General features: G+C 62.9%; 20 protein-coding genes. 4 read left to right on the plus strand and 16 right to left on the minus strand.

The features are described from left to right. Positions 1–170 precede the first annotated feature (170 nt). Positions 171–1,010, plus strand: coding sequence for a hypothetical protein (locus I6F31_RS22835; RefSeq protein ID WP_225147280.1), 840 nt, complete (start codon positions 171–173; stop codon positions 1,008–1,010). A 93-nt stretch (positions 1,011–1,103) separates the two neighbouring features. On the opposite strand, the gene I6F31_RS22840 is transcribed toward I6F31_RS22835, so the two are convergent. The 7 genes from I6F31_RS22840 to I6F31_RS22870 all read right to left on the minus strand — a co-directional run bounded on the left by I6F31_RS22840 (position 1,104) and on the right by I6F31_RS22870 (position 8,350). Then, complete coding sequence (locus I6F31_RS22840; RefSeq protein WP_225147281.1) at positions 1,104–1,502, minus strand: VOC family protein; 399 nt, start codon at positions 1,500–1,502, stop codon at positions 1,104–1,106. A 153-nt stretch (positions 1,503–1,655) separates the two neighbouring features. Then, a complete protein-coding gene (locus I6F31_RS22845) occupies positions 1,656–2,729 on the minus strand; it encodes a M48 family metallopeptidase (protein ID WP_225147282.1) in 1,074 nt (357 codons plus the stop codon). A gap of 28 nt (positions 2,730–2,757) precedes the next feature. Next, complete coding sequence (locus I6F31_RS22850) at positions 2,758–3,156, minus strand: DUF2846 domain-containing protein (RefSeq protein ID WP_225114314.1); 399 nt, start codon at positions 3,154–3,156, stop codon at positions 2,758–2,760. 160 nt (positions 3,157–3,316) lie between these two features. Further along, complete coding sequence (locus tag I6F31_RS22855; RefSeq protein WP_225147283.1) at positions 3,317–4,339, minus strand: LLM class flavin-dependent oxidoreductase; 1,023 nt, start codon at positions 4,337–4,339, stop codon at positions 3,317–3,319. Positions 4,340–4,393: 54 nt separating this feature from the next. Continuing rightward, positions 4,394–4,810, minus strand: coding sequence for a hypothetical protein (locus I6F31_RS22860; RefSeq protein WP_225140580.1), 417 nt, complete (start codon positions 4,808–4,810; stop codon positions 4,394–4,396). Between the two features lie 286 nt (positions 4,811–5,096). Beyond that, positions 5,097–5,960, minus strand: a complete 864-nt coding sequence (locus tag I6F31_RS22865; protein ID WP_225126976.1) for a L,D-transpeptidase — start codon at positions 5,958–5,960, stop codon at positions 5,097–5,099. Positions 5,961–6,148: 188 nt separating this feature from the next. Continuing rightward, complete coding sequence (locus I6F31_RS22870) at positions 6,149–8,350, minus strand: response regulator transcription factor (RefSeq protein ID WP_225186148.1); 2,202 nt, start codon at positions 8,348–8,350, stop codon at positions 6,149–6,151. Between the two features lie 360 nt (positions 8,351–8,710). Here I6F31_RS22870 and I6F31_RS22875 point away from each other — a divergent pair, with 360 nt between their 5' ends. After that, positions 8,711–9,004, plus strand: coding sequence for an antibiotic biosynthesis monooxygenase (locus I6F31_RS22875; protein WP_225150875.1), 294 nt, complete (start codon positions 8,711–8,713; stop codon positions 9,002–9,004). 129 nt (positions 9,005–9,133) lie between these two features. Here I6F31_RS22875 and I6F31_RS22880 read toward each other — a convergent pair whose 3' ends face one another. After that, complete coding sequence (locus tag I6F31_RS22880; RefSeq protein ID WP_225151993.1) at positions 9,134–10,009, minus strand: AraC family transcriptional regulator; 876 nt, start codon at positions 10,007–10,009, stop codon at positions 9,134–9,136. A 194-nt stretch (positions 10,010–10,203) separates the two neighbouring features. On the opposite strand from I6F31_RS22880, the gene I6F31_RS22885 reads away from it, so the two are divergent. Both I6F31_RS22885 and I6F31_RS22890 read left to right on the plus strand, forming a co-directional pair. After that, positions 10,204–11,322 (plus strand): aldo/keto reductase, encoded by a 1,119-nt coding sequence (locus tag I6F31_RS22885; RefSeq protein WP_036041701.1) that lies wholly within the window; start codon positions 10,204–10,206, stop codon positions 11,320–11,322. A gap of 72 nt (positions 11,323–11,394) precedes the next feature. After that, positions 11,395–12,096, plus strand: coding sequence for a formylglycine-generating enzyme family protein (locus I6F31_RS22890; RefSeq protein ID WP_036014475.1), 702 nt, complete (start codon positions 11,395–11,397; stop codon positions 12,094–12,096). 99 nt (positions 12,097–12,195) lie between these two features. Here I6F31_RS22890 and I6F31_RS22895 read toward each other — a convergent pair whose 3' ends face one another. The 8 genes from I6F31_RS22895 to I6F31_RS22930 all read right to left on the minus strand — a co-directional run bounded on the left by I6F31_RS22895 (position 12,196) and on the right by I6F31_RS22930 (position 22,076). After that, the gene (locus I6F31_RS22895) at positions 12,196–13,242 is read right to left on the minus strand and encodes a transglycosylase (protein ID WP_036014474.1); all 1,047 of its coding nucleotides are present in this window, start codon (positions 13,240–13,242) and stop codon (positions 12,196–12,198) included. 353 nt (positions 13,243–13,595) lie between these two features. After that, the gene (locus I6F31_RS22900; protein WP_036014472.1) at positions 13,596–14,594 is read right to left on the minus strand and encodes a glycosyltransferase; all 999 of its coding nucleotides are present in this window, start codon (positions 14,592–14,594) and stop codon (positions 13,596–13,598) included. 321 nt (positions 14,595–14,915) lie between these two features. Further along, on the minus strand, positions 14,916–15,911 hold the full coding sequence (locus I6F31_RS22905) for a methyltransferase (RefSeq protein ID WP_036014470.1): 996 nt from the start codon (positions 15,909–15,911) through the stop codon (positions 14,916–14,918). 710 nt (positions 15,912–16,621) lie between these two features. Further along, entirely contained in the window at positions 16,622–16,954 is a 333-nt protein-coding gene (locus tag I6F31_RS22910; protein ID WP_051057169.1) for a DUF3325 family protein, read from the minus strand. Next, on the minus strand, positions 16,951–17,166 hold the full coding sequence (locus I6F31_RS22915) for a hypothetical protein (protein ID WP_225186149.1): 216 nt from the start codon (positions 17,164–17,166) through the stop codon (positions 16,951–16,953). Before I6F31_RS22915 ends, I6F31_RS22910 begins: the two co-directional genes overlap by 4 nt. Positions 17,167–17,520: 354 nt before the next feature. Then, positions 17,521–19,542: a YgiQ family radical SAM protein gene (locus I6F31_RS22920; protein WP_225186150.1), complete on the minus strand. Its 2,022-nt coding sequence runs from the start codon at positions 19,540–19,542 to the stop codon at positions 17,521–17,523. 84 nt (positions 19,543–19,626) lie between these two features. Beyond that, positions 19,627–21,039 carry an amidase gene (locus I6F31_RS22925; protein WP_225186151.1) on the minus strand — a complete coding sequence of 471 codons (1,413 nt, stop codon included), beginning with the start codon at positions 21,037–21,039 and terminating at the stop codon, positions 19,627–19,629. A 2-nt stretch (positions 21,040–21,041) separates the two neighbouring features. Then, the gene (locus tag I6F31_RS22930; RefSeq protein ID WP_225147291.1) at positions 21,042–22,076 is read right to left on the minus strand and encodes a LacI family DNA-binding transcriptional regulator; all 1,035 of its coding nucleotides are present in this window, start codon (positions 22,074–22,076) and stop codon (positions 21,042–21,044) included. Positions 22,077–22,179 lie beyond the last annotated feature (103 nt).

A 22,179-nucleotide genomic window follows, 5' to 3' on the forward strand; every position in this document is an offset into this window, starting at 1 on the left:
GGTATGACACGGCCGCTCGATCGCCAGAGGTCGCACGCCGGTCGGGCGGGCTCGGCCGTGCACGGCTTCGCAATTCTGTTCCGACGGGGGCGGTGAGTGGGTTACAAGCGCAGGCGATCCAACGGTCGCCGATGCGACTGAGCCGCGACGGCATGGGTAGGAGACGGCTCGTGCCTCACGACAGGAAAGCCCTTCAGATCCTTTTCAATGCCTATTGGTCGCCAAAGGGCTGGAAGCAAAGCGCGGCGACTGATCAGGCGGATTTCGAGTATGCCCGTCAAGCCGGTTACATGTTCGATCCCGTCGCCGTGACGCATGACGACATCGTCGCGCGGCTCGTCTCTATCCGTCCCCGGGTGAATCTGGAACGGGCCGCCAACGCCTTCCTTGCCAGTCTCAGCACCCGCCGGCTCGATTTGCGCTCGGCGCTGGGCAGCTTCTCCTGTGCCGCATATTTCCCTCTTCATGGGCTTCGGGAACAGGCCTCTCGAGCGCTCGGCCGCCGGCTGCCCTGCCGCATCTGCGGGCGCTACGGTGACGGGAGCCCGGCGCAAGAGGATCTCAACGTGCTGAGCTTCGAGAGATGGAAATGGGGCGGCGTTCGTCACGTCGACCCCCTGTACTGCTGGTTCGATCTCGCGCAGTTCGAAAAAGCTGATTTGGTCGAGCCGACGGAGGAAGATTGCTCGATTCTGACGGAGATCGTCGGCATCGCCTCTGGCCTCCCTCCGGACGCAAGGCCGAATGAGCTGGAGAAGCGCATCGGCAAAGTGCTCAAGTCGAACCGAGCCGAGCGGTGCGTTCTCATCCAGATTCTCGGTTATTGCGGCGTCCTGAAGCCGGCGCGCCGCAGCGGCTTCCTGCAGGCCTTTACGCCGGATGAGTTCCGGGACCGGCCTCCCGATCACACCAATGATTGGGCCTACCCGGTCATCTGGTGGCGCGGCGCGGATGGCGTCAATGCCGATGCGCTCAGCCAGCTCTTTCCGAAAGTCGCTTCTATGGTCTGAGCACCTCGGCTGCGAGACGTGATACGCCCCAATCGACGATGCGCCTCAAGGTCGAGATAAGCGCGAGGCAGGCGGAACCGGCGGCGTCGGGCATCAACTGCGGCTGGTCGATTGGATGAGATCCCAGCGGTTGCCGCATAGGTCCTCGAAAACCGGGACGACGCCATAGGCCTCGTGCCGCGGCGGCCGGACGAAACGCACGCCGGCGGCAACCATGCGCGCATGATCGCGCTCGAAATCATCCGTTTCCAGGAAGAGGAAGACGCGCCCGCCGGTCTGGTCGCCGATGCGCGCCGTCTGCGCCGGCCCGTCTGCTCGCGCCAGGAGCAGGCCAGAACCAGGATTGCCCCGCGGCCGCACCACCACCCAGCGCTTGCCGCCGCCGAGCGGCGTGTCCTCGCAAAGCTCGAAATCCAGAGCGCGCGTGAAGAAGGCGATCGCTTCATCATAGTCGGCGACCACGAGACTGACGAGTGACAGACGCTGATTCATCGCGCGACCCGGCGAATGGCGGCAAGCTCGCTGTGGAGGAGACAGGATAGCATAACACTGTCCAGCTCGCGTGATCCTGCCGCCGGTCCCAAGAGCTAGCACGGACACACGAAGATCGTCGAGCAATTGTTCGCTCGGCCAGAGCCCGCACGTTCATCTGCCGACGCTGACCCACTCCTGGACCTTCTTCCGCCATTCCTCATCAAATCGTAAGGTGAGTTGGTTGGCAGCGTCCGGTGAGAGAAGTTGGTCAACCGCGGACATTTTTATCTCGCCAACGTCAGGTACGTCGATGTATCCGAGGCTGGCCAACCGCTGGCCAAAAGGCGGATGTGTCGAATCGGGATCGTGCTGGCGGCTCAGACTGGCGACGGCGGCGGTCATGAATCCCGGCGCTCTTATAGCTGGAATCTGATCTAAGATTCGCGCGAATGGCGGCGATGGCGCCTTGATTGCGCCGAGCACCTCCTTCTGCAGGGGAGCGAAGACGAGATCGGCCAGACGTGCTCCACAAACCTCCATCATCACCAGCGCGCGTGCCATCTCCTCGCGTCCAACCTGCTCGGCCGCTTCCAGATCGGCGGCAAGCTCGTTCTCCCGTGACAATGCCTTGTATTCCTTCTCCAGCCTTTCGAGCAGGGAATGGAGTAGGATGCGAGCAATGTATCCGGTAATCGTGTGCTCCGGATCGGCGTAGAAGAAAACGTTCTCCGCGGCCGCCATGAAATCGGCGAGGTTGGTGCCTCCCGAAGTGTGCCGAAGCCGGGCGTGCGCCACTTCATGAGCGATAACGGCACGAACCGATCGCTGGTCCAGGATCATCAACAATGGCAGACCAATGGTCATCGTGACATGCTGTCCGAACACGCCCGCATACCGGCTTTCTTCCGAGATCGAAGCGTTGAAATCGGTGTCGACCAGCAGAGTGCGGTTCGATCTGACAAAACTGCGATCGAGCTCCCTCCATGCGGCCCAAAGCCCCGGGGCGGTCTGTTCGTCGGCTTCGAAACCGCCATGCTTGCGCGAAGGCAGGAACAGGAGCCCAATTGCGAGTGCTATGGTGGCCATGGAGCTTGTGAACACAATCGGTGCCGTGGCCAGCGCCGCAATCGTGTAGCGGTCCATGATCATCAGCCAGATGGCGAGAATCGTGCATGCCAGCGCGACGACGGGAAGCACCGCATAGCGACCAAGGCGCAAGACGATTTGCAGAATAAGGCGTTTCATCCGCGTTTCGGCCGCGGAGAGCCTCAGATCACGCCTTGCCACATGAGCTGTTGCTCTGATGCAAGCTGGCGACGTCGGCACGACCCTGGCTTTCCGTGACCTGAACCAACGTGATCGCACCGGGCGTGATGATTCCCACCTGTGGCTGGGCGGAGAGGTAGGTGGTGCTGCCGGCGCGCAGATCGAGGCTCACTTTCTCGCTTCCCTGCCCGAACAGGTTGGTACTCAGTGGAAGATTGTTGACCGCAACCTCGTGGCGGCCCGGAGGCAGCTCGCAGGCGACGAACCCTGCAGCCTGGCTGCCTCCAACGACGTTTCCATCGACCGCATAATTTGGCTGGATCGCAAAACCGAGGGCGGACGAGCGATAGATGACAAGCCGCGCAGTGTTGGCCTTGACGTTCTCTGTCAGCGCCGAGCTGCCCATCGGCCCTGACGCACACCCCGCTAGCAAGAATGCTGCAACGAAAATTCCTGGACGCAAGCCCATTCAACCCCCCGATCAGTCCAACAATGCCCCGAGGGATCATTGGCGTCGGTGGTGCATGAAGTCAATCACGACTTGCGGTCGTGTCACGCCTTTCAGGTCACCGCCACCCCAGCGCCGGCGCGACATGCATCAGGATCGCCTCGATCGCATGCGCGCAATAATCCACGCCGAGCTGGTTCGGGATCGTCAGCAGCAGCGTATCGGCTTCGGTGATCGCCTCGTCCTGGCGCAGCTGTTCGATCAGCACGTCGGGCTCGGCCGCATAACTCCGCCCGAAGATCGCGCGCGTGCGCGGGTCGATGAAGCCGATCTCGTCTTCGCTGCCGCGCTCGCCGCCGAAATAGGCGCGGTCGCGATCGTCCATCAGCGCGAAGATGCTGCGGCTGACGGAGACGCGGGGCTCGCGGCTGTGGCCTGCTTCCTTCCACGCCGCGCGATAGGCACGGATCTGCGCCGCCTGCTGCACGTGAAAGGCCTCGCCGGTCTCGTCGTTCTTCAGCGTCGAGCTCTGCAGGTTCATGCCGAGCTTCGCCGCCCACACCGCGGTGGCGTTCGAGCCGGCGCCCCACCAGATCCGTTCGCGCAGGCCGGGCGCATGCGGCTCCAGGCGCAGCAGCCCCGGCGGGTTGGGAAACATCGGCTGCGGATTGGGCTCGGCGAATCCTTCGCCGCGCAGCAGGTCGAGGAAGACCTCCGCATGGCGCCGCCCCATGTCGGCGTCGCTCTGGCCTTCGGCCGGCCGATAGCCGAAATAGCGCCAGCCGTCGATCACCTGCTCGGGCGAGCCGCGGCTGATGCCGAGCTGAAGCCGTCCGCCAGCGATGAGATCGGCGCTGCCGGCGTCCTCCACCATGTAGAGCGGGTTCTCGTAGCGCATGTCGATCACGGCCGTGCCGATCTCGATTCGGCTGGTCTTGGCGCCGACGGCCGCGAGCAGCGGAAACGGCGAGGCCAGCTGCCGCGCGAAATGATGCACGCGGAAATAGGCGCCGTCGGCCCCGAGCTGTTCGGCCGCGACCGCCAGCTCGATCGATTGCAGCAGCGTATCCGCCGCCGAGCGCGTCCGGGATTGCGGCGAGGGCGTCCAGTGCCCGAAGGAGAGAAATCCGATCTTTTTCATGCGGGCAACATATGGCTGATCGGAAGAGTTTGCGAGACGTTCCTGGAGGCGGCCTCAGATTTCGCAGCCGGTCAAGTTCAAAGCCTTGAGCAGGCCGCCGAACGCCTTGAGGCGACACTGCTCGGTCTCGTTGGCCGCCTTTTCGCGCTGAACAGTGGCGGCTCGTTTGACGACAAATGCCTTTGGCTTCGGCTTGGGAGGTTCAGCGGTCGCGATCCGTTTCGGTTTGCTTCGCGGACGGACGATCGGCGTCGGCGCGAATGAACGGACATGCACGTCCTGCGGAGCAACCGGGTTATCCATCGAAGCGGTCTGTGTCGGCATCGCGCGGCTCTCAGCGGCAACCTCGAGGCGATCGGCCTTCGCCAGCGCATCGTGCGAAGCGGGGATGCTTGCGTTCTGCTCGGCAGGCGGCTGGACCGTGGCGGCGATGCGACGCGGTGGAGCGCTCAGCTCCATGGCCGACAGCATTCCCACACTCAACAGGATGAGGAGGCCCAACAACGCCATTCTCAGCATAACGCGCCTCTGACCCAGGTTAGCGCCGCTGAAAATTCTGCGCGTCAATGAGGCAACTTTGCCGGCGGCCGCCGCCCAACGGCAATCATTTGTCGATAGGGTTAATTCGGTGCCGCATCTTGCCAACGCAGACCGGCTTTGGTCGCGCAAGATGGTCTGTTCGGCCGTGGCTATCGACGTGAAGTGACGACTTGAATTGCTCTTTGTCCTCGGGGCAGAGCCAGGAGGAAGGACCGAACTACTGCACCTCGGCGATCTTCGGTCCGGGTGATGGCACCTGTGCGCTCGTTGCCGACGGCCGGTTCGACGGCGAGGCCGGGTCCGGAGATCGGGATGCGGCATCGGGCGGCGTACCCTGGGACGGTCGACGGGCCGCATTCGTCGGAAGCACGATCACCTTCGCGCCGACTTTCACCCGCTCATAGAGGTCGACGACGTCCTCGTTGGTCAGGCGGATGCAGCCGGACGACACCCGCTTGCCGATCGTCTCGGGCTTGTTGGTGCCGTGAATGCGATATTCGGTCTCGCCGAGATACATCGCCCGGGCGCCGAGCGGATTGCCGGGGCCGCCCGCCATGAACCGCGGCAGATAAGGCTGACGCGAGACCATCTCCGCAGGCGGGCGCCAATCCGGCCATTCTGCCTTGCGCGCCACGGTTTGCTCACCGGACCACGCAAAACCTTCGCGGCCCACACCGATGCCGTAGCGCATCGCCTGCGTGTCGCTCAGGACGAGATAGAGGAACGTGTTGTTGGTATCGATGATCACGGTGCCCGGCGTCTGGCGGCTGGCATAGTCGACCACCTGCCGGACCAAGGCTCCGGGAATTTCGGCGTCGGCTTTGGGCGGTTCGACCAGCGGCGCCGGAGTAGGAACCGGGGGCGGCGCGGGCGCTGCTGCGTGAACCTGCGGTGCCACGTAGACCGGCGTTGACGATGCCATGGCCTGGGGCGCGGACGGCTTCCGCACCGGTTGCACGTTTCCCGGGCGAGCCAGCAGGCCATACCCCAATGCTGCGATGGCCACGGCGCCAATTCCGACTCTCGCTGCCATCGGCAGTGCGATCGTCTCGACCTTCCGGCGTTTGGCCCGCTTGCTCATGTCTTCTCCCAGGTCGCCACGCCCAGGAGGAGTACCCAGCAAGATTTAAGAAACTTCGAAGCGATTTCGCTGGGACCGGAACCGTCGACCATGGTTAACGCCGGCTGAGCCCGCGGCGGCCGCGCGGGAGACCGTCGAGCGAAGCGGCGTCATTCGTCCTCTTGCTTTGGCAGCTTCTGCTTGGTCAGCTACACAAACCAATCATGCACTGGATGATGCTCAACGCCCCTCGCGTGATCAACGGCGCTTTGCTCCGCGTGCGAATGGCCAATCAGATCTGCATCTGGGATCAGCGACAGTTCGGGATGTCCGGCACGGTGCGGGCCGTGTTCTGCCGTGTCGGTGCCATAGCCACTCTCGCGATGATCCGAACCCTTGGCCGATGGCATATCGTTCCTGAAATGAAAGGAATCTCCGGGCCCGGGCGCGGCAGCCGCTTGTGCTGCACCGGCGCCGTGGTTCGCCGGGTCGTGGCCGTCAGCCTTTTGGCCCGGCTCTGCATGCGGATTTTGAGAAGCGTTTGGATGCGCCTGGTGCAAGTCACGCTGCGATTCGCCGGAATTGGCATGGCTTGCGGGTCCGTCATCGTCGGCAAGCTGCTTGGCAGCTGCGGAACCGGGTTCCGAAGCGTGATCCGATTGTCCATGATGGGAGTCGTGCCCGGTCGAGCCCTGCTTGTCCTGATGCTTTCCGGCCGCTGCACCGTTTTCCGAACCATGCAAATCACGCTGCGATTGTCCACGAGCGGAATCGCCCTCCGGCGGGCCGAGCTCGGCATGCTTGTTGCCGGCTGCTGCATCCTTCTCCGAAGCGTGCGATTTTCCCTCGCTTGATGCGTGGTCGGGTGGCCCGTGCTCGGTCTCCGGCTTGCCGGCTGCTGCGCCGTCTTCCGAAGCGTGCAAATCGCGCTGCGCTTGTCCATGATCGCGTGCGTCGATCGCCGCTGCCTGTGTCGTGCCGCGTTCGGCATTCCTCGCGCCCGTTGCGGCCGCCTGTTCCAAGCCGCCATGATCACTCAGAGCGTCGATGGCGCCGGATCCGATATGAGGGTTGCCGTTGTCGCCGAAGCCGTCCTCGCGCGCGGCCGCATCGATGATCTGAACCTCGTCGGCTCTGGCCATGGCGTCGCCTCGAGCAGCTTCCAACGCGAATGGTTCATGGTGTGTGTCGGGATCGAGCCAGGGCAGCTTGTCGAAGCCGTCGAGATCGGGCCTGCCGGGACTATCGAGGGCGACCAACTCGCGGGGGGCGTTCGCGTCAGCCCACGCAAAGACATCGCTCGGTCTGTCCCAAGCAGTGAACGCCTGGGCGTGACTGCTCAGGAGCGAGACTCCGACTGCCGTCATCATGAACGTGCCGGCGCTGCTCAAGCCCGGCCTTGCAGGATTGAGTGGCGGCACTGTGATCGTGCTGCCAGCAATATCGGCTCGGGATTCGATGAGCTTGGCGGCTCGCGTCGGCATGTCGGCCGGGGAGCTCTCGATACGGACGGCTCTGGCCATCTTGCCCGGAGCAGGGGCCGTTTTTGCGGAGGTGATCTTGATCGTCACGACCGCGCCGGTGCCATCTGCGGTCATGACCGTGACAGTGTCGGCATCCACAGTATCGACTTCGGTCGCGCCGGCGGATCGAACGTCCTCGAGCGCCGCCCAAATCAGAGCTGCGAGCGCGCCGACCCCGCCGTAAAGGCGCGTCAGGGCGAAGCTTGCGAGCTCCGTCCGGCCGTTGATGTCGAGCCGCGCGGATATGCGATCGATCCGCGCCTGAATGGTGCCTCGGGCGAGCTTGAGCTCGCGAGCAATCTCCTTGTTCGACATGCCGCTGGCGACCAGACGCATGATCCTGCGCTCCTGGTCCGTCAGCGCTGCCAGGCCATTTTCGCCAGACGCGCCATTGCCTGCCTTGCGGGCCGCCGGGTGCGCGTTCGGCGCCACCAGCCGCAGCGACTGCAACAGGTTTTCGGGCTCCTCGCGCATCGGTATGGCGGTGCAGGCACCCGCTGCGACGGCCGCAGCGAGATCGCCGCGTGCGATCGATGCGGTGTAGAAGACCAGCCGTGTGCGAAGGCTTTCGGCGTTGACGGCGGCCAGCATGGCTGAGGCCGTCAGATCGGGAAATCCATCCTCGACAAGCGCGACGTCCGGCGCCAACGTCCGGACGGCTTCGAGGCAATCGGCTCCATTGATGCAGGACGCAACGATCTCGAAGTCACGTTCGGTCGCAAATAGCGTGGCAAAACCCTGCAAAACGATCGGACGGCGATCTGCGATCACGAGTCGGATACGACGCATCTGGTTTGGCTCGCCCGGCTTTCCCGTCTTGATTGGCCCAGCAATGCGACCCGGCCTCAGCCGCGTCACCTTCAAGAGCAGCGCGGCAACGCGCGACACCCTCGTTGGTTCCACGAGGTGTGAAGCCCAGGGATGTCAGTACGGAGCAGCGGATGGGGTCGGCCCATCTTGATTCTTCCGATGCGCCATCCTGCTCCTGTTTTGCCCGACGGTGCAACGCTTTCGTAAATGAGCAGAGTGCGCTGCGGTCATTCGAAAGATCGTGCTTGCTGGAGCAGCCAGGCCCGCCGCGGAGATCTATCCCGTCTCGCCGCGCTCTAAGTCGCTGATTTCGTTGCCCGCGCCTACCGTGCGTGGGGATGTTTTCGACTTTTTGTTGCGGGGGTGCAAAGATATCGGTCCGAACCCGATCTGGTACGGCGCTCGCATTTTCATCCAATCATTTTCCGGAGGCGCATCATGCAGGTTTACAACGTCGTCAAGTTCAAGGTGAAGCCGGGCCAGGAGGGCGCCTTTCTCGATGCGCACCGAGACGGCAAGGCCAAATGGCCGGGACTGGAGCACGGCGTCATCATCAGGACCGGCGATCAGACCTTCTGCCTCATCGGCACGTGGTCCAGCCAGGACGCGCTGGTCGCGGCCCGCTCGGCGATGATCAAGACCCTCGACAGCTTCAGGTCCGTGCTCGAGGACCAGGGCAACGGACGCGGCGTGACGGACGCGGTGTCGGGCGAGGTCGTGCTCGCGCTGTAGCGCGGGCCGGGCCGCGACTTCATCACCCGCAGGGGCCTCGTCGCAAAATGACGCTGGGTTGAGGCGTGTCGTCAGCTATTTGCCGACTGCCGTTGTCCGCCATTGGCCGTCAGGCGCTACTTTCCCCCGTCAAAGATGGAATGAGCGTCGATATTGGGATGGACTCTGGCCGGTCATTGACCGGAAGACGCGGGCAAAATGCGCGGGACTGATAAAACCGACGCGTAGCGCCATCTGCGCGACCGAAAGCTTGCTGCTCGCCAGCAGTTGTTTTGCGATTGCAACTCGCCGCGCATGGACGAATGCCAGCGGCGTCTGCCCCGTCGCTGCCCTGAATGCGCGATGGAAATGGCCTTCCGAGAGCTGCGCAAGATCAGCGAGATCGGCAATCCGAATTGTCGCGCTTAAATGCGCGTCGATGAATTCGGTGACGCGCCGTAACCTCCACGCCGGCAGCTTGATCGATGTATCGTTCACTCTTGCACCACCATATCGGCGTGCAAGGTATACAACGAGAGCAAGGCTCATCGTGTCGCAATAGATCGCGTCGAGACCTCCCTCCAGCGCGTCAACTCGTTCGAACTCCGCGAGCATGTTCCAGACAAAGCTGTCTTCCGAGCCCGACAGGGGGCCCAGTCCTTCGATCGATGCGCCGGCGATTGCTGAAATCCTGGCGGGGTCGAGGGCGATCGCTGCCCATCGCCAACCCACATTGTGAAGCCGAAGCCGTCGTTCGCAGCCAGCCGGGAGAAATGAAACGGTCGACGGCAGATCGGGCCCGTCATAGCGATGCCCGCCATCGGCCGAGATTTCATGTCGCTCGGCGCCGCCGGACAGGGTCGCCATGATGAGGTGATTTGGCGACAGGATGCGTCCTTCGACGATGGAGGTCATCGGCCGGTACGCCGTTTCGAATGCGCCGTTCGCCCATTGGGTGCGCCGCCAGCCATCCGGCCGGGAGCTCAACCGATCGATTGTCGACGCATTCTCAATGACACGGTGCATCGCGACTTCCTGCGAAGCGATGTCGCCTGAATACACATTCAAGCTTGGAACCGCAATTCCTTGCAGGCCGGAAAGGGAGCATCGTCGCGTCAGGATCGGGGTGATTTGGTCAGAATCCCGCGCGACAAAACGAGAGGTCGATCTTTTCTATTGGCGGGCGACAAGTGCCGCAGGCGAAATCACGGAGATTTGCAATGGATAAGACACCACAGGATTGGCCGACGGCGACCGATCGCCGCCAGTTTCTCGGCGCCGCCACCGCGATGGGCGCCATCGCGGCGACAGCTGTTCACGCAACTGCGGTCGGCGTTTCGAGCGCCAGTGCGCAAGCGCCAGCCGGCACTGCATCGCGTGCGCCTGCGGCGGGGCCGGTACTCACCCGAACGATCGGCCGCACCAACGAAAGTCTGCCCGCGCTCGGACTGGGAACGTTTCTGACTTTTGACCTGCTGCCCGGCAGCAATCGCGACGCGCTGCGAGAGGTCACCAGGAAATATATAGATGCCGGCGTCCGGGTGATCGATACATCGCCGCTCTACGGTACCGGCGAGGTCAGCGTCGGTGGATTTCTCAGCGCGATGGGCGTGACGGACCAGATGTTCATCAGCAACAAGATCTGGTCGACCGGCGACTACCTGGCCGACGAAAGCCACGCCTTGGCCAGCATGGAGCAGTCGAGGCTTCGGCTGTGGCGCGACAAGATCGACGTGCTCCACTGCCACAGCCTGGTCAATGTCGACGCGATCGTGCCACTGCTGCGCGTATGGAAGAGAGAGGGCAGGATTCGCTATGTCGGCGCCTCGGTCCACGAGAATGACTATCACAACATTCTCGCAGGCTTGATCGACAAGGATCTGGTGGACATCATCCAGGTCAACTATTCGATCTTCAATCGTCACGCCGAGGAGCGCGTCCTTCGCGCGGCGAGCGACAAGGGCGTCGGCGTGCTCACAAATATGCCGCTCGAAAAAGGCCGCTTGCACAAGATCGTCGAGGGCCGGCCGCTGCCCGATTTTGCCCGCGATATCGCTGCGGAGAATTGGTCGCAGTTCTTCATCAAATGGGTCATGGGCCATCCGGCGGTGACGACCGTTCTTGCCGCGACATCGAACCCGGATCACGCGGCCGAGAATGTCGGCGCGCTGCGCGGTCCTCAGCCGGATCAATCCATGCGGCAGCGGATGGCACGGCATATGGAAAGCATTCCCGGCTTCGCCAATCTCGCGTCGATGCAATGGTATCCTGACAAGCAGAGCATGTACCAGGGCGTCATCCGCCGTTCGCAGGCGGCATTGCGTCAGCGCATGAGTTGATCGATGAATGGCAGGCGCGCAGGGTCGACGCCTGCCCTTCTCACCTGGAAGCAATACAGGAGAAGTTCATACATGAAATGGCGCTCGATTGCTTTGCGATGTGGCTTGATGGCCGTTACCGGCGTTGCATTCGCCGATCCTGCCCAACGCGAGAATCTGGGCAAGTTTGCCATCGACCGGACCGAGGTCACGATCGGCCAGTTTCGCAATTTCGCGGCTGACAAAGCTCTGAAGACCGCGGCCGAACAGGAGGGAGGCGGACACGAATTCGCGGACGGCTGGATCCGTCGCCGCGGCTGGACATGGGCGACACCTTTCGGAGAACCGGGCAGCGACGATGAGCCGGCGGTGCATGTGTCGTGGAACGAAGCTCGTGACTACTGCTTAGCCGTGGGCGGACGCTTGCCGACCCTGGAAGAATGGGAAAGAGCCGCCTATACCGAAACGCGTGCGAATCCTACCGACGATTTCGTAAATGGACGCACCTATCCTTATCCTGTCGGCGATAGACCTGACGGCATGAACACATCCGATAGAGATCGCTGGCCGCGGCATGCAGCCGTGGGTACCACCAAGCGGGGTGTCAACGGTCTGTACGACATGGGTGGCAATGTCTGGGAATGGCTCGCGGATCGGCGGGGCGATGAGGCACTGACGGCCGGCGGGTCGTGGTGGTACGGTGCGGACAAGACAAAAGCGTCAGCCGTACAGTGGAAATCGGCCGACTTTCACGCGGTCTATATCGGGTTTCGTTGCGTTTACACGGCTCAATAGCCCGTTCAGGTGAGGGCCCAACACACCCTGGGTAAAGGCCGACGGCCGGCGAGTTGCGCTAAAGACAAGCAAGCATGCGCGGCGCTGCCGACGACCGACTTATTGGTTTGCCGCCGCCGCAGCAGTCGCCACATATTTCGTGTAGAATTCGGCGACCCGGCCGCGCCACATGCCGACGAACGCTTCTGACGTCACGTTGTCGACCGATTTCCAGGTGCGCTTGAAGGCCGGAAGTGCATTGCCCCAAATCGCGCGTTTGCACCACCGCTCACCCTTCTCCTTGCCTTCGCTGGTGGCGCACATCGATTTCCACGCGGCGCGAGCGGGCCGGCTGATGTGCTCGGCGGCGCCTTCCCAGCCCTGCTGATGAATCAGGTAGAGATCGCTCATGTCCGGCTTACGGTGGGTGATCCACTCGAACAGGACGCCCTCGGTAATGATCTTGTAGGCGGCGGCGACGGCGTTATCCCGCGGACTGCGAATCTGCCCGAAGCCGAACTTCCCGAACTCATAATAGCTCAGCTGAAACAGCCCGATATAGGACCCGGTGCGTTGATTGGGGTTGAAACCGGATTCGATCTTGGCAACCGCCATCATGAAATTGAAATCGAGACCAAACGCGTCGGCAGCGCGCTTGATTTCTTCGGTCGGCGTTCCCAGCGGAATGTCCCTGAACGCACGCAAGACGATCTCCGCCGGTTTCTCGGCGGGCGGCAGTTCGGACCAGACGTAGTAGGCCAGATGACGGAAATCCCGCGTCGACGCCGCTTTCGGCGCACCGTTGGACGCATCGCGTTCCGGCGGCAGCGATTGGACGACATCCTGTCCCAACGAGGCCAACTTTGGCGCGACGGGTTCATCGACAATCTCGGCTTCCGTGCGCAGCGGCCCGGAAGCTGTTGACGTCACCGCGCCCGGCTCTGCTCGTTCCGCCCGAAGCGCCGCCGCAAGTCTGGCGGCTGCGTCTGCGTACGCCGCAGGCGTCACTATGTTCACAGGGGCCGCTGTGCTTGCTGCAGCCGGTATGCTCGCTGCCGCTTCCGACATGAGATCCGGCAACGTCGGGGCCGGTCTGTTAGCGGCGGCCAGAAAGAGTCCCACGGATGCGAGAACAGCCACGATGCAGCTGGTCTGCCAGGCCTTCATTGCCCGAAGTCACCGGATGGCTTCTGTACGAAGGCTGTTGGCATGGTCCTGCGGCCCGTGGGTGAGCACTCTTCGTACAATCTTAAGGTTTAAATGTGGTGAACGAGAGCAGGCATTCTGCTTCGCAACCCGATATGTCCCTCTTGGGCCACAAGCGGCTCCTGGCGGAGGACGCTCGTGGGTCGGCCATGGGCGCACATGCTGGCAATGGGATCCGATCTCAGCGGCTTCCGCGCTACACCCCGCAACCGACGCGCCGACAGCCACCGGAACCTTCGGCTACGGGCCAGAAGCGGAAATGATGCGCCAGTGGCTCTAGCGGGCAGCCTATGCGTCGCGGCGAGCTCGGCTACTCAGCGCCGCTCGTTCCGGAAGATGGATCTGAACAACTCAACTGAAGGCCGCACCAGCTGCCATCCTCGCAATCCAAGCACCTTCTTGCAGGCAAGAAACCACCAACGACGTGAATGTTGAACGCTTGGGTCAATACTCAACGCAAGTTCGGCAAGGCGTGCTGAGGTGTCTATCGCTCCTTCGTTGAAGGCAATGCTTGCGCGGACGATCGCGTCAAGTGCCAATTGGCGGGTCAACCAGTTCCTGAGATCGTTTGTCAGCATCGCGGCGCCGCCATTCAGGAAATGTTCGATAGCCGCCTTGCGTTGGAGCAGGTTTAGCTCCGGTGAAGGCTCACTCGACATGTTGACTGAGTGGTATCGATACACGGCCTGGTCCGCACCAATGAATCCGACGTCGCCATGTGCGGCGAGCCGCATCCACATTTCCATGTCGGAGGCGTAGGGCAAGTCTGCTAGATACCCGCCCAGTTTTTTCTGCAGGCTCGTGCGAACCACGACGGTCGGTGACACCACAATACATTGTGCACGACTAAGAGTGATGAACTCGAGTCCGGACAAGATGCGCGTTCGGAGATCCACTTCCGTTCCATAATAGCTTCTGTAGAATGGATGATCCCCGCGCTGGTCTAGAACAACCGCGCCTCCGAAGGTGAAAGCGACAGAAGGGTGATTGTCCATCAGATCGACCGATGTCGACAGGGCACCGGGCAGCAGGTAGTCGTCCGCAGACAGCAGAAGCATATAGTCGGCGCTCGCCCAGGCAATGCCCTCGTTGGCGGTCGCGATGAGACCTTGATTCCAGATGTGCCTGCGGTAATCGACGCGGGGATCGGAGCACCGTAACTCTTGCGCAACTTCCGCGGTATTGTCAGGTGACGCATCATCGATGATGAGCACGCGCAACTCGGGACCGGATTGCGTCAAAACGCTCTCGACGCACTCTCGCAGGAAGTGCCCATACCTGAAGCAGGGAACAACGACGTCTACGGAGCTCATTTTTGTCGGATTCCACCGACGATCGAGCGTCGATCCATCTGTTCAAGAAAATACTATTGAAAGCGTTCCGGGCCGGCTGGCACCGGCCAGCTCATCCGCTCCAACGCTGCCGATGGCACATCCCCTCCTTGGCAACACGGAGGCCGCAATGGGTCAATCGCGGCGATCCGGCCCGGCTTAGGTTAGGCCCGGTCTACCTCTGACAGCCGACATATCCTCGGTCGTGGGATGCCGCAGCGATGGGCCAAAGGCTGACATGCAGAGGTTTCGACGATCTAAAGGTTCGTTGCGCATGTATGACCCGATGCTTTTTCGAAGACTTCAGGCTCGGCTTGCCTCAAGAACTGAGATCGCCCGGGCGGTCGAAATGACCCGCTCAAGCCGCAGACCTGCGGCGGCAAGCAAAGCGGCAAATTCGCTCTCGGTTCGCTCGACGCCCCCCGTAACGACAAGCATGTTCGCATCGATTAGCTTGATCGTATTTCGTTCGTTTCCCGGGGGAATAATAGTCTCCGCAATTAACACTCGTCCGTGGGGTTTCATTACCTCTCGGCAATTGCGCAGGATGCGTACCGCTTGCTCGTCATTCCAATCGTGAATGACCTTTTTCATGATATAGACGTCCGCACCGGCTGGAACGGCGTCGAAGAAATTGCCGGCCACGAACGAGGTCTGTGGCGGGAAACTTGCCGCATCAGCCCGCGCTGCCTCAACCCCCGCCGGTAGGTCAAACAATATGCCGGAAAGGTGAGGGTGTCTCTTTAGGATCTCCGAAAGCAGCTGTCCATGGCCGCCGCCGACATCGACAATCTGAGAAAACGCACCAAAATCACACGCCTCTGCTACAGCTTCATTGGCGCCTTGGCTAAGCGCGATCATCGCCTGCTGGAATAGCGAAGCCGCGTCCGGATGGTCCGCCAGCCAATCGAACCTGGGCTTTCCAAATACGGTTTCGAACGTCGGCAAACCCGTTTGCACTGAATGAGTGAGCTGAGCGAAGGCGAGATAGGGCTCCCTGTTCATCATTCGGATCAGGTCGCGGGGACTTGAGGGCGCATCGGAAAGCAAGGCTGCGCCCAATTCGGTGAGTTGGAAACGGCGGGCCGAGGTTTCGCTAAAGACCCCCTCGGCGGCGAGAAGCCGCATAATCCTATAGAGCGCATCGCAGTGACAATGCGTTTCCTCCGCCAGATCGTCGACGCTCCGCTCTCCGGCGACCAAGCGATCCGCAACGTTGAGATCTGTCGCAACGCGCAAGGCTTGGGAGACCATGAAGCCAAGGCCCAGGTGAATGAGTTGTTGAGAAGGACTATACATAGCTTTCCTTTCAAACAGCCGCCGCCTCACGGCGCCCGTGGTCTCAATATCACGACCTGAAGTGCCGGTAAGGGATGATAATTTAGCCGAGGGTGCAGTGTTTGTCGTTCGATGTAGACATCCCGCTCAGGTCGATGTCCGGTTCGGGTCAATAATCGACTCGGGTAATCCTCTATCGGGCAGAGATCGCCCAGGCTGGATCGTCGTCCTGAGTGCGCGGCGGCTTCTTTTTCGCTACGGGCAATGGGCGCCTGATATGTCCAAATCTGGCGTTAGGATCAGTAAATGTCCCCGGAATCGCTTCTGGTCGCATTCGCCCAATTTGAACCTGATGCAATTCAGTTGCTGACGAAAAGCGCAGGTGCATGTGCATGGTCAGAACTTCTTCTTACCTTTCGGCATCTGGTCTCGCGCTGCGGATGTGCGACTTACGTGGTTGCGTAAGGTGGTTATCCACCTCTCGCACCGAGAGGCTTTGGATCAAAGCCTAACGAAGTCGACCACCGTCGCGGACGTTCGGTCCGCCTTTGGCAGGCATTTCCAAGCGGACTGGAGGCGATGATCACAAAGAGTCGGCTTCGGGTCAAAAGCTGACGCTAGGCAGGCAGCGCGGCAAGGTCAGCTTTGGACCAGAAGCAGACAAAGTCACGACCATCTATTTGCCGCATCCACAACCGTTTCTGGCCAGCTTGATCACGAAACGAATACCTTCAACGTCGAGTGACGGAGCGGACGCGAGCATCATTCTGTCGACGTCGCGCCGTGCGGGCAGCCAGTCTTCCCCACCCGATCAGCGCACAAAACACGATGGCGGCAGCCATCGTGGTGTGACCGCTGAACATCACGAGGCCCACGCTCCAGCTCTTTGCGGCCACGAGGATGCCGAGCGCCAGCAGCAGCACCCCTGCACCGGCAGCCCGAAGTCCATAGGTCGTCACCCGCGGCAGCGCCTTGCCGAAAATATCGCGCTGCTGGCGGTGCGTGGCGAAAGCCAGCGCAGCAAAGCCCGCCAGACACAGCCCAAGGGCAAGCAGATGGATCATTCTGCCGCACCGCTTGAAGCAATGGCGACCGGCACCTGCGGCGTGCGCTTCGATTGCACAATTGATCGGTTCCGGGCGGTGCGAACAGCCAGAACAACATGGAGCAGTGCGAGTGCCCAGCACGTCACGTCGATGCCGGCGAACACCCAGTCGCCTTGCGTCAGGCTGTGCCACAGCGGCCGCTGCGTCGTCAGCGCGTTGAGGACGGGCAACAGGGCGCTCGTCGCGAACCTGCAAGCCAAGCCGGAGAAATTCGGGCGCGGCGCGGTGAGCTCAAGCTATCGATACGGAGCAGCAGGACGGGTTCGTCTCATCCACGTTCCGCGATGGTGGCATCATACGCCTGTTTTGCCCGACGATCAAGCTAATTTCGCAAAAACGGAAATTGACCGTTTCCCCAGGCCGATCATGCCTCGATTTGCGGTCGATGTTCGCGCCGATCTCATCGCGCTCGTAAGCCGTTGATCTAGCTGCCCCCGGCTACTGTGCATGGGGTTGTTTTCGAGCTTTCGTCTTGCCGACGCGAAGACGCCACACCAAACCGTGCCAGATCCGGCTCACGCCCGCTACTTCATCACCCGCAGGCCCTTGGTCGTGAACCGCTGCGTCTTGCCGCCGGGCCGCATTGGCCGCTTGGTGCCGGCGGCCTTGCCGGTGCCGGGAGGCTGGTGCGCAGGCACGAGCTGGTGCGGCTGCGAGCCGATCAGGTCGCGGCGGCCCATCTCGATCAAGGCTTCGCGCAGCAGCGGCCAATTGTCGGGGTCGTGGTAGCGCAGGAATGCCTTGTGCAGGCGCCGCTGGCGCAGGCCCTTGATCGCCTCGACCTTGTCGCTGCCGCCGTGGCGCACGCCGCGCAAGGGGTTGACGCCGGTGTGGTACATCGCGGTCGCGGTCGCCATCGGCGAGGGCAGGAAGGTCTGCACCTGGTCGGCGCGATAGCGGTTCTTCTTCAGCCACAGCGCGAGGTTCATCATGTCCTCGTCGGTCGTGCCCGGGTGCGCCGCGATGAAATAGGGGATCAGATAATATTTCTTGCCGGCCCGTTCGGCCGCCTCGTCGAACATGCGCTTGAACTTGTTGTAGGCGCCGATGCCCGGCTTCATCATCTTGTCGAGCGGGCCGCGCTCGGTATGTTCGGGGGCGATCTTCAAATAACCGCCGACGTGATGGGTGACGAGCTCCTTGATGTATTCGGGGCTCTCGACGGCGAGGTCGTAGCGCACGCCGGAGGCGACCATCACCTTCTTGATGCCTTTGGTCTCGCGCACCTTGCGATAAAGCCGGATCAGATCGTCATGCGAGGTGTTGAGGTTCGGGCAGATCTCGGGGAAGACGCAGGAAGGACGGCGGCACGCCGCCTCGACCTTCGGGTCCTTGCACGCCATCCGGTACATGTTGGCGGTGGGGCCGCCGATGTCGGAGATGACGCCGGTGAAGCCGGGCGTCTTGTCGCGGATGCGCTCGATCTCGCGCAGGATCGAGCCTTCCGAGCGGTTCTGGATGATGCGGCCCTCGTGCTCGGTGATCGAGCAGAAGGTGCAGCCGCCGAAACAGCCGCGCATGATCGTCACCGAGAACTTGATCATCTCCCAGGCGGGGATGCGTGCATCGCCATAGGACGGGTGCGGCGCGCGCGCGTAAGGCAGGTCGTAGACCGCGTCCATCTCTTCCGTGCTGAGCGGGATCGGCGGCGGATTGAGCCAGAGGTCGCGGTCGCCGTGACGCTGCACCAGCGGCCGTGCATTGCCGGGATTGCTCTCCCGGTGCAGCACGCGCGAAGCGCGCGCATAGGCTTCCTTGTCCTGCTCGACCTGCTCCAGCGCCGGCAGGCGGATCACGGTCGCACCTTTCTGGCGCGATGCGCCCTCGTCGGCTGAATCGAGATCGTCGGCGTGCAGCTCGGCGTAATCGTCCGGCACTTTTCGGAACAGCGCCACGCCCCTGATGTCGTCGAGCTCGCGCGGCGCTTCGCCGGCGGCGAGCCGGTGCGCCACTTCGACGACGGCACGCTCGGCGTTGCCGTAGAGCAGCAAGTCCGCCTTGGCGTCCGCCAGCACCGAGCGGCGCACCTTGTCGGACCAGTAATCGTAATGTGCGATCCGGCGCAGCGAGGCCTCGATGCCGCCGAGCACGATCGGCACATCCTTGAACGCCTCGCGGCAGCGCTGGGCGTAGACGATGGTGCAGCGGTCCGGCCGCTTGCCGCCCTCGCCGCCCGCCGTATAGGCGTCATCGCTGCGGATGCGCCGGTCGGCGGTGTAGCGGTTCACCATGGAATCCATGTTGCCGCCGGTGACGCCGAAGAACACTCTTGGCTTGCCGAGCGCCTTGAACGGCTCCGCCGAATGCCAGTCCGGCTGCGCGATGATGCCGACCCGAAAACCCTGCGCCTCCAGCAGGCGGCCGATGATCGCCATGCCGAAGCTCGGATGGTCGACATAGGCATCCCCGGTCACCAGCACGATGTCGCAGGCGTCCCAGCCGAGCGCGTTCATCTCGGCGCGGCTCATGGGGAGGAACGGCGCCGGCTTGCGCGGGCGCGCCTGGGCCATCAGCGGCTTTTCGGCGGTGATCATCTGGGTGTCCATGGCGCCTACGCATAGGGCTCCGAGGCGATGAATTCAACCGACGGGCGCGTGAAAGATCAGGTTCCGCGGGACATCGCCTTTCCCTCAGGATGGCGAGGAAAACGCCTGCTCGATCCGCGCCGCGAAGGAGATCAGGCGCTCCTCGCTGTGCGGTGGGCCGACGATCTGCAAGGAGACGGGCATGCCGGCTCCATCGCGGCCGGCGGGCACCGCCAGCGCAGGGCAGCCGAGGATCGACCAGACATAGGTGATCATGATCCAGTCGATGTAGATCTTCGATGCGGTCCCCTCGATCTCGGCCGGCCACATGATCTCGACCGGAAAGGGCGCGACCTGCACGGTCGGGCAGATCAGGACGTCGATGTCGCCGAAGAAGTCCTGCATGCGCCGGTATATGGCCGCGCGCTGCTCTATCGCGGCCGCGATGTCTGTTGCGGAGAGGCTTTCACCATGGGCGATGTCGCCTGCCACCTCGGGCGTGAAGGCCGCGCGCGATTGCGGCCAAAGTCTGCCCCAGGTGGCAAGATAGGCGAGACCACGTAGCGCGCGGATCACGCGCGGCAGCCCGGCGAGATCAGGGGCGGTCTCGCTCATCCTGCAGCCTGCGGGTTGGAGCCGGTCGATCGCGCCGCGGAAGGCGGAACGAATGTTCCGATCGACCGGCAACAGGCCGAGATCCTCGGACACCGCTATGCGCCCCGCCCATCCGGGTCGTGCGGCGGCGTTGCGGAACGATGCGGGATGCTCGCGCGACAACAGATCGGGCGGATGGAAGCCGGCCATCGCATCCAGCATCAAGGCAAGATCGGGAATCGTCCGCGCCATCGGTCCCTCGACGAAAACGGTGTCGAATGGATCGGAGAGCGGCTTTCTCGGCACGAGGCCCGGTGTGGGCCTCAGCCCCGCAACACCGCAAAATGCGGCCGGCGTGCGCAGACTGCCGCCGACATCGTTGCCATGGGCGAGATAGACCTGATGCGCGGCCAGCGCCGCTGCCGATCCGCCGGAGGAGCCGCCCGCGGTCAGCGCAGGAAAGAACGGATTGCGCGTCGCGCCGAACAGCGCGTTGGTGGTGTTGGCGCCGCCGAGCTCCGACAGATTGCTCTTGCCCACGACGATGGCGCCATTGCGCTGGAGACGATCGATCGCGGGATTCGATATCTCGGGGGCGCCGCGGGCCGTCAGCGCGCTGCCGCCGCTGGTCGGCACGCCTGCGACATCGGTGTTGTCCTTGACCGCGAGCGGAAGCCCGCAGAGCAGGGGCCAGTCCTCACCGGCCGCCTTTTTCTCCATAAGCCGCCGTGCTTCACCCCGTGCGGCCTCGAAGCAGCGAACCGGAATCGCGTTGATTCCCGCATCCGTCGCTTCGATCCTGTCGATCGCGGCATCGACCACGTCGAGCGGCGACAGATGGCCTTTGCGAATCTCGGCAATGGCGTCGACGGCGGACAGCGCAAGAATGCCGGTGGAAGGCGCAAGGCTGGGCGCATCACTCATCTCTAGGTCCGGATCGCGGCGGTGGACCCGCGCACCACCAGCGCCGGCTGAAGCTGGATCGATCTCGCCTCTCCCTCGACGCCGGAACGTCCCTCCGAAACTCGCGACAGCAGGGTCGAGACCGTGGTTTGGGCAATCGCCTCGGATGGCTGCGTCACGATGGTCATGCCCGGCCGCACCAAGCCGGCCCACGGAGGCTCGTCGACCGCGATGACGGAGAGGTCGTCGGGAATCGAGAGACCGCGCTCGGCAATGGCGCGAAGCAGTCCGAGCGACAGATGATTGTTGGTGGCGAAGATCGCGGTCGGTCGCTGCGCATGCCGCAGGAGCCGCATTGCGGCGGCATGGCCGGCGGCCTCGGAGAAATTGTCCTTCTCGATCAGCCGTTCGTCGAGGGTGGTGCCGCGCGAGGCCAGGCCGCTTCGGAGGCCATCGAGGCGGTGGCGCGCGATCTGATGCTCGGGCGATCCCATGATCACGGCGATGCGGCGATGGCCGAGATCGTCGAGATGTTCGGCCGCGAGCCGTCCCAGCGCAACGTTGTCGGTCGTGACCGAATCGAGGTCGAGCCCCTCGATGCGTCGGTCCACCAGAATGCCCGGCATCGGCAAGTCCGCCAGCGCGGCCTGGCGTCCGCTCCAGCCGCGCCGGGTCGGGATGACGATGACGCCGTCGGCGCGCTGCGACAGCAGCATGGCAAGATGCCGCTCTTCGCGCCCGGGGTCTTCGGCACTGTTGCAGAGAATGACGGAATAGCCCGCGGCGCTCGACAGCCGCTCGATGCTCTCGACGAGCCTCAGGAAATAGGGATTGGCGAGGTCTGCCACGAGCAGCCCGAGGATGCGCGTAGCGCCGCTGCGCAGGCTGCGGGCGCTGGCATGCGGTGCATAGCCGAGCTTGCGTGCTGCCGCATTGACGCGCGCCTGGAGGAGCTCGCTGACCTTGCCCGACCGGTTGAGCGTCTTCGACACGGTGGCCACGGAGACACCGGCGAGCCGGGCGACCTCGTGGATAGTGGGCAATGGCCCTGCCGGCATCAACCATTCTCCTGTTAAACGTTTTTGTATTGGTTGGATTGACTGGAGGCAAGCCATAAGAGCATGAGAAGTGTACAATACCGTTGCGATAGACCAGCTTCCG

Origin of the sequence: Bradyrhizobium sp. NBAIM01, from assembly GCF_020194115.1 — a bacterium.
GTDB lineage: Bacteria > Pseudomonadota > Alphaproteobacteria > Rhizobiales > Xanthobacteraceae > Bradyrhizobium > Bradyrhizobium yuanmingense.

Bases quoted from the DNA above. Each gene is read 5' to 3' on its own strand.
- I6F31_RS22840 (WP_225147281.1), bottom strand. From the start codon at position 1,502: ATGAATCAGCGTCTGTCACTCGTCAGTCTCGTGGTCGCCGACTATGAT.
- I6F31_RS22845 (WP_225147282.1), bottom strand. From the start codon at position 2,729: ATGAAACGCCTTATTCTGCAAATCGTCTTGCGCCTTGGTCGCTATGCG.
- I6F31_RS22850 (WP_225114314.1), bottom strand. From the start codon at position 3,156: ATGGGCAGCTCGGCGCTGACAGAGAACGTCAAGGCCAACACTGCGCGG.
- I6F31_RS22855 (WP_225147283.1), bottom strand. From the start codon at position 4,339: ATGAAAAAGATCGGATTTCTCTCCTTCGGGCACTGGACGCCCTCGCCG.
- I6F31_RS22860 (WP_225140580.1), bottom strand. From the start codon at position 4,810: ATGCTGTCGGCCATGGAGCTGAGCGCTCCACCGCGTCGCATCGCCGCC.
- I6F31_RS22865 (WP_225126976.1), bottom strand. From the start codon at position 5,960: ATGAGCAAGCGGGCCAAACGCCGGAAGGTCGAGACGATCGCACTGCCG.
- I6F31_RS22875 (WP_225150875.1), top strand. From the start codon at position 8,711: ATGCAGGTTTACAACGTCGTCAAGTTCAAGGTGAAGCCGGGCCAGGAG.
- I6F31_RS22880 (WP_225151993.1), bottom strand. From the start codon at position 10,009: ATGCACCGTGTCATTGAGAATGCGTCGACAATCGATCGGTTGAGCTCC.
- I6F31_RS22885 (WP_036041701.1), top strand. From the start codon at position 10,204: ATGGATAAGACACCACAGGATTGGCCGACGGCGACCGATCGCCGCCAG.
- I6F31_RS22890 (WP_036014475.1), top strand. From the start codon at position 11,395: ATGAAATGGCGCTCGATTGCTTTGCGATGTGGCTTGATGGCCGTTACC.
- I6F31_RS22895 (WP_036014474.1), bottom strand. From the start codon at position 13,242: ATGAAGGCCTGGCAGACCAGCTGCATCGTGGCTGTTCTCGCATCCGTG.
- I6F31_RS22900 (WP_036014472.1), bottom strand. From the start codon at position 14,594: ATGAGCTCCGTAGACGTCGTTGTTCCCTGCTTCAGGTATGGGCACTTC.
- I6F31_RS22905 (WP_036014470.1), bottom strand. From the start codon at position 15,911: ATGTATAGTCCTTCTCAACAACTCATTCACCTGGGCCTTGGCTTCATG.
- I6F31_RS22910 (WP_051057169.1), bottom strand. From the start codon at position 16,954: ATGATCCATCTGCTTGCCCTTGGGCTGTGTCTGGCGGGCTTTGCTGCG.
- I6F31_RS22920 (WP_225186150.1), bottom strand. From the start codon at position 19,542: ATGGACACCCAGATGATCACCGCCGAAAAGCCGCTGATGGCCCAGGCG.
- I6F31_RS22925 (WP_225186151.1), bottom strand. From the start codon at position 21,039: ATGAGTGATGCGCCCAGCCTTGCGCCTTCCACCGGCATTCTTGCGCTG.
- I6F31_RS22930 (WP_225147291.1), bottom strand. From the start codon at position 22,076: ATGCCGGCAGGGCCATTGCCCACTATCCACGAGGTCGCCCGGCTCGCC.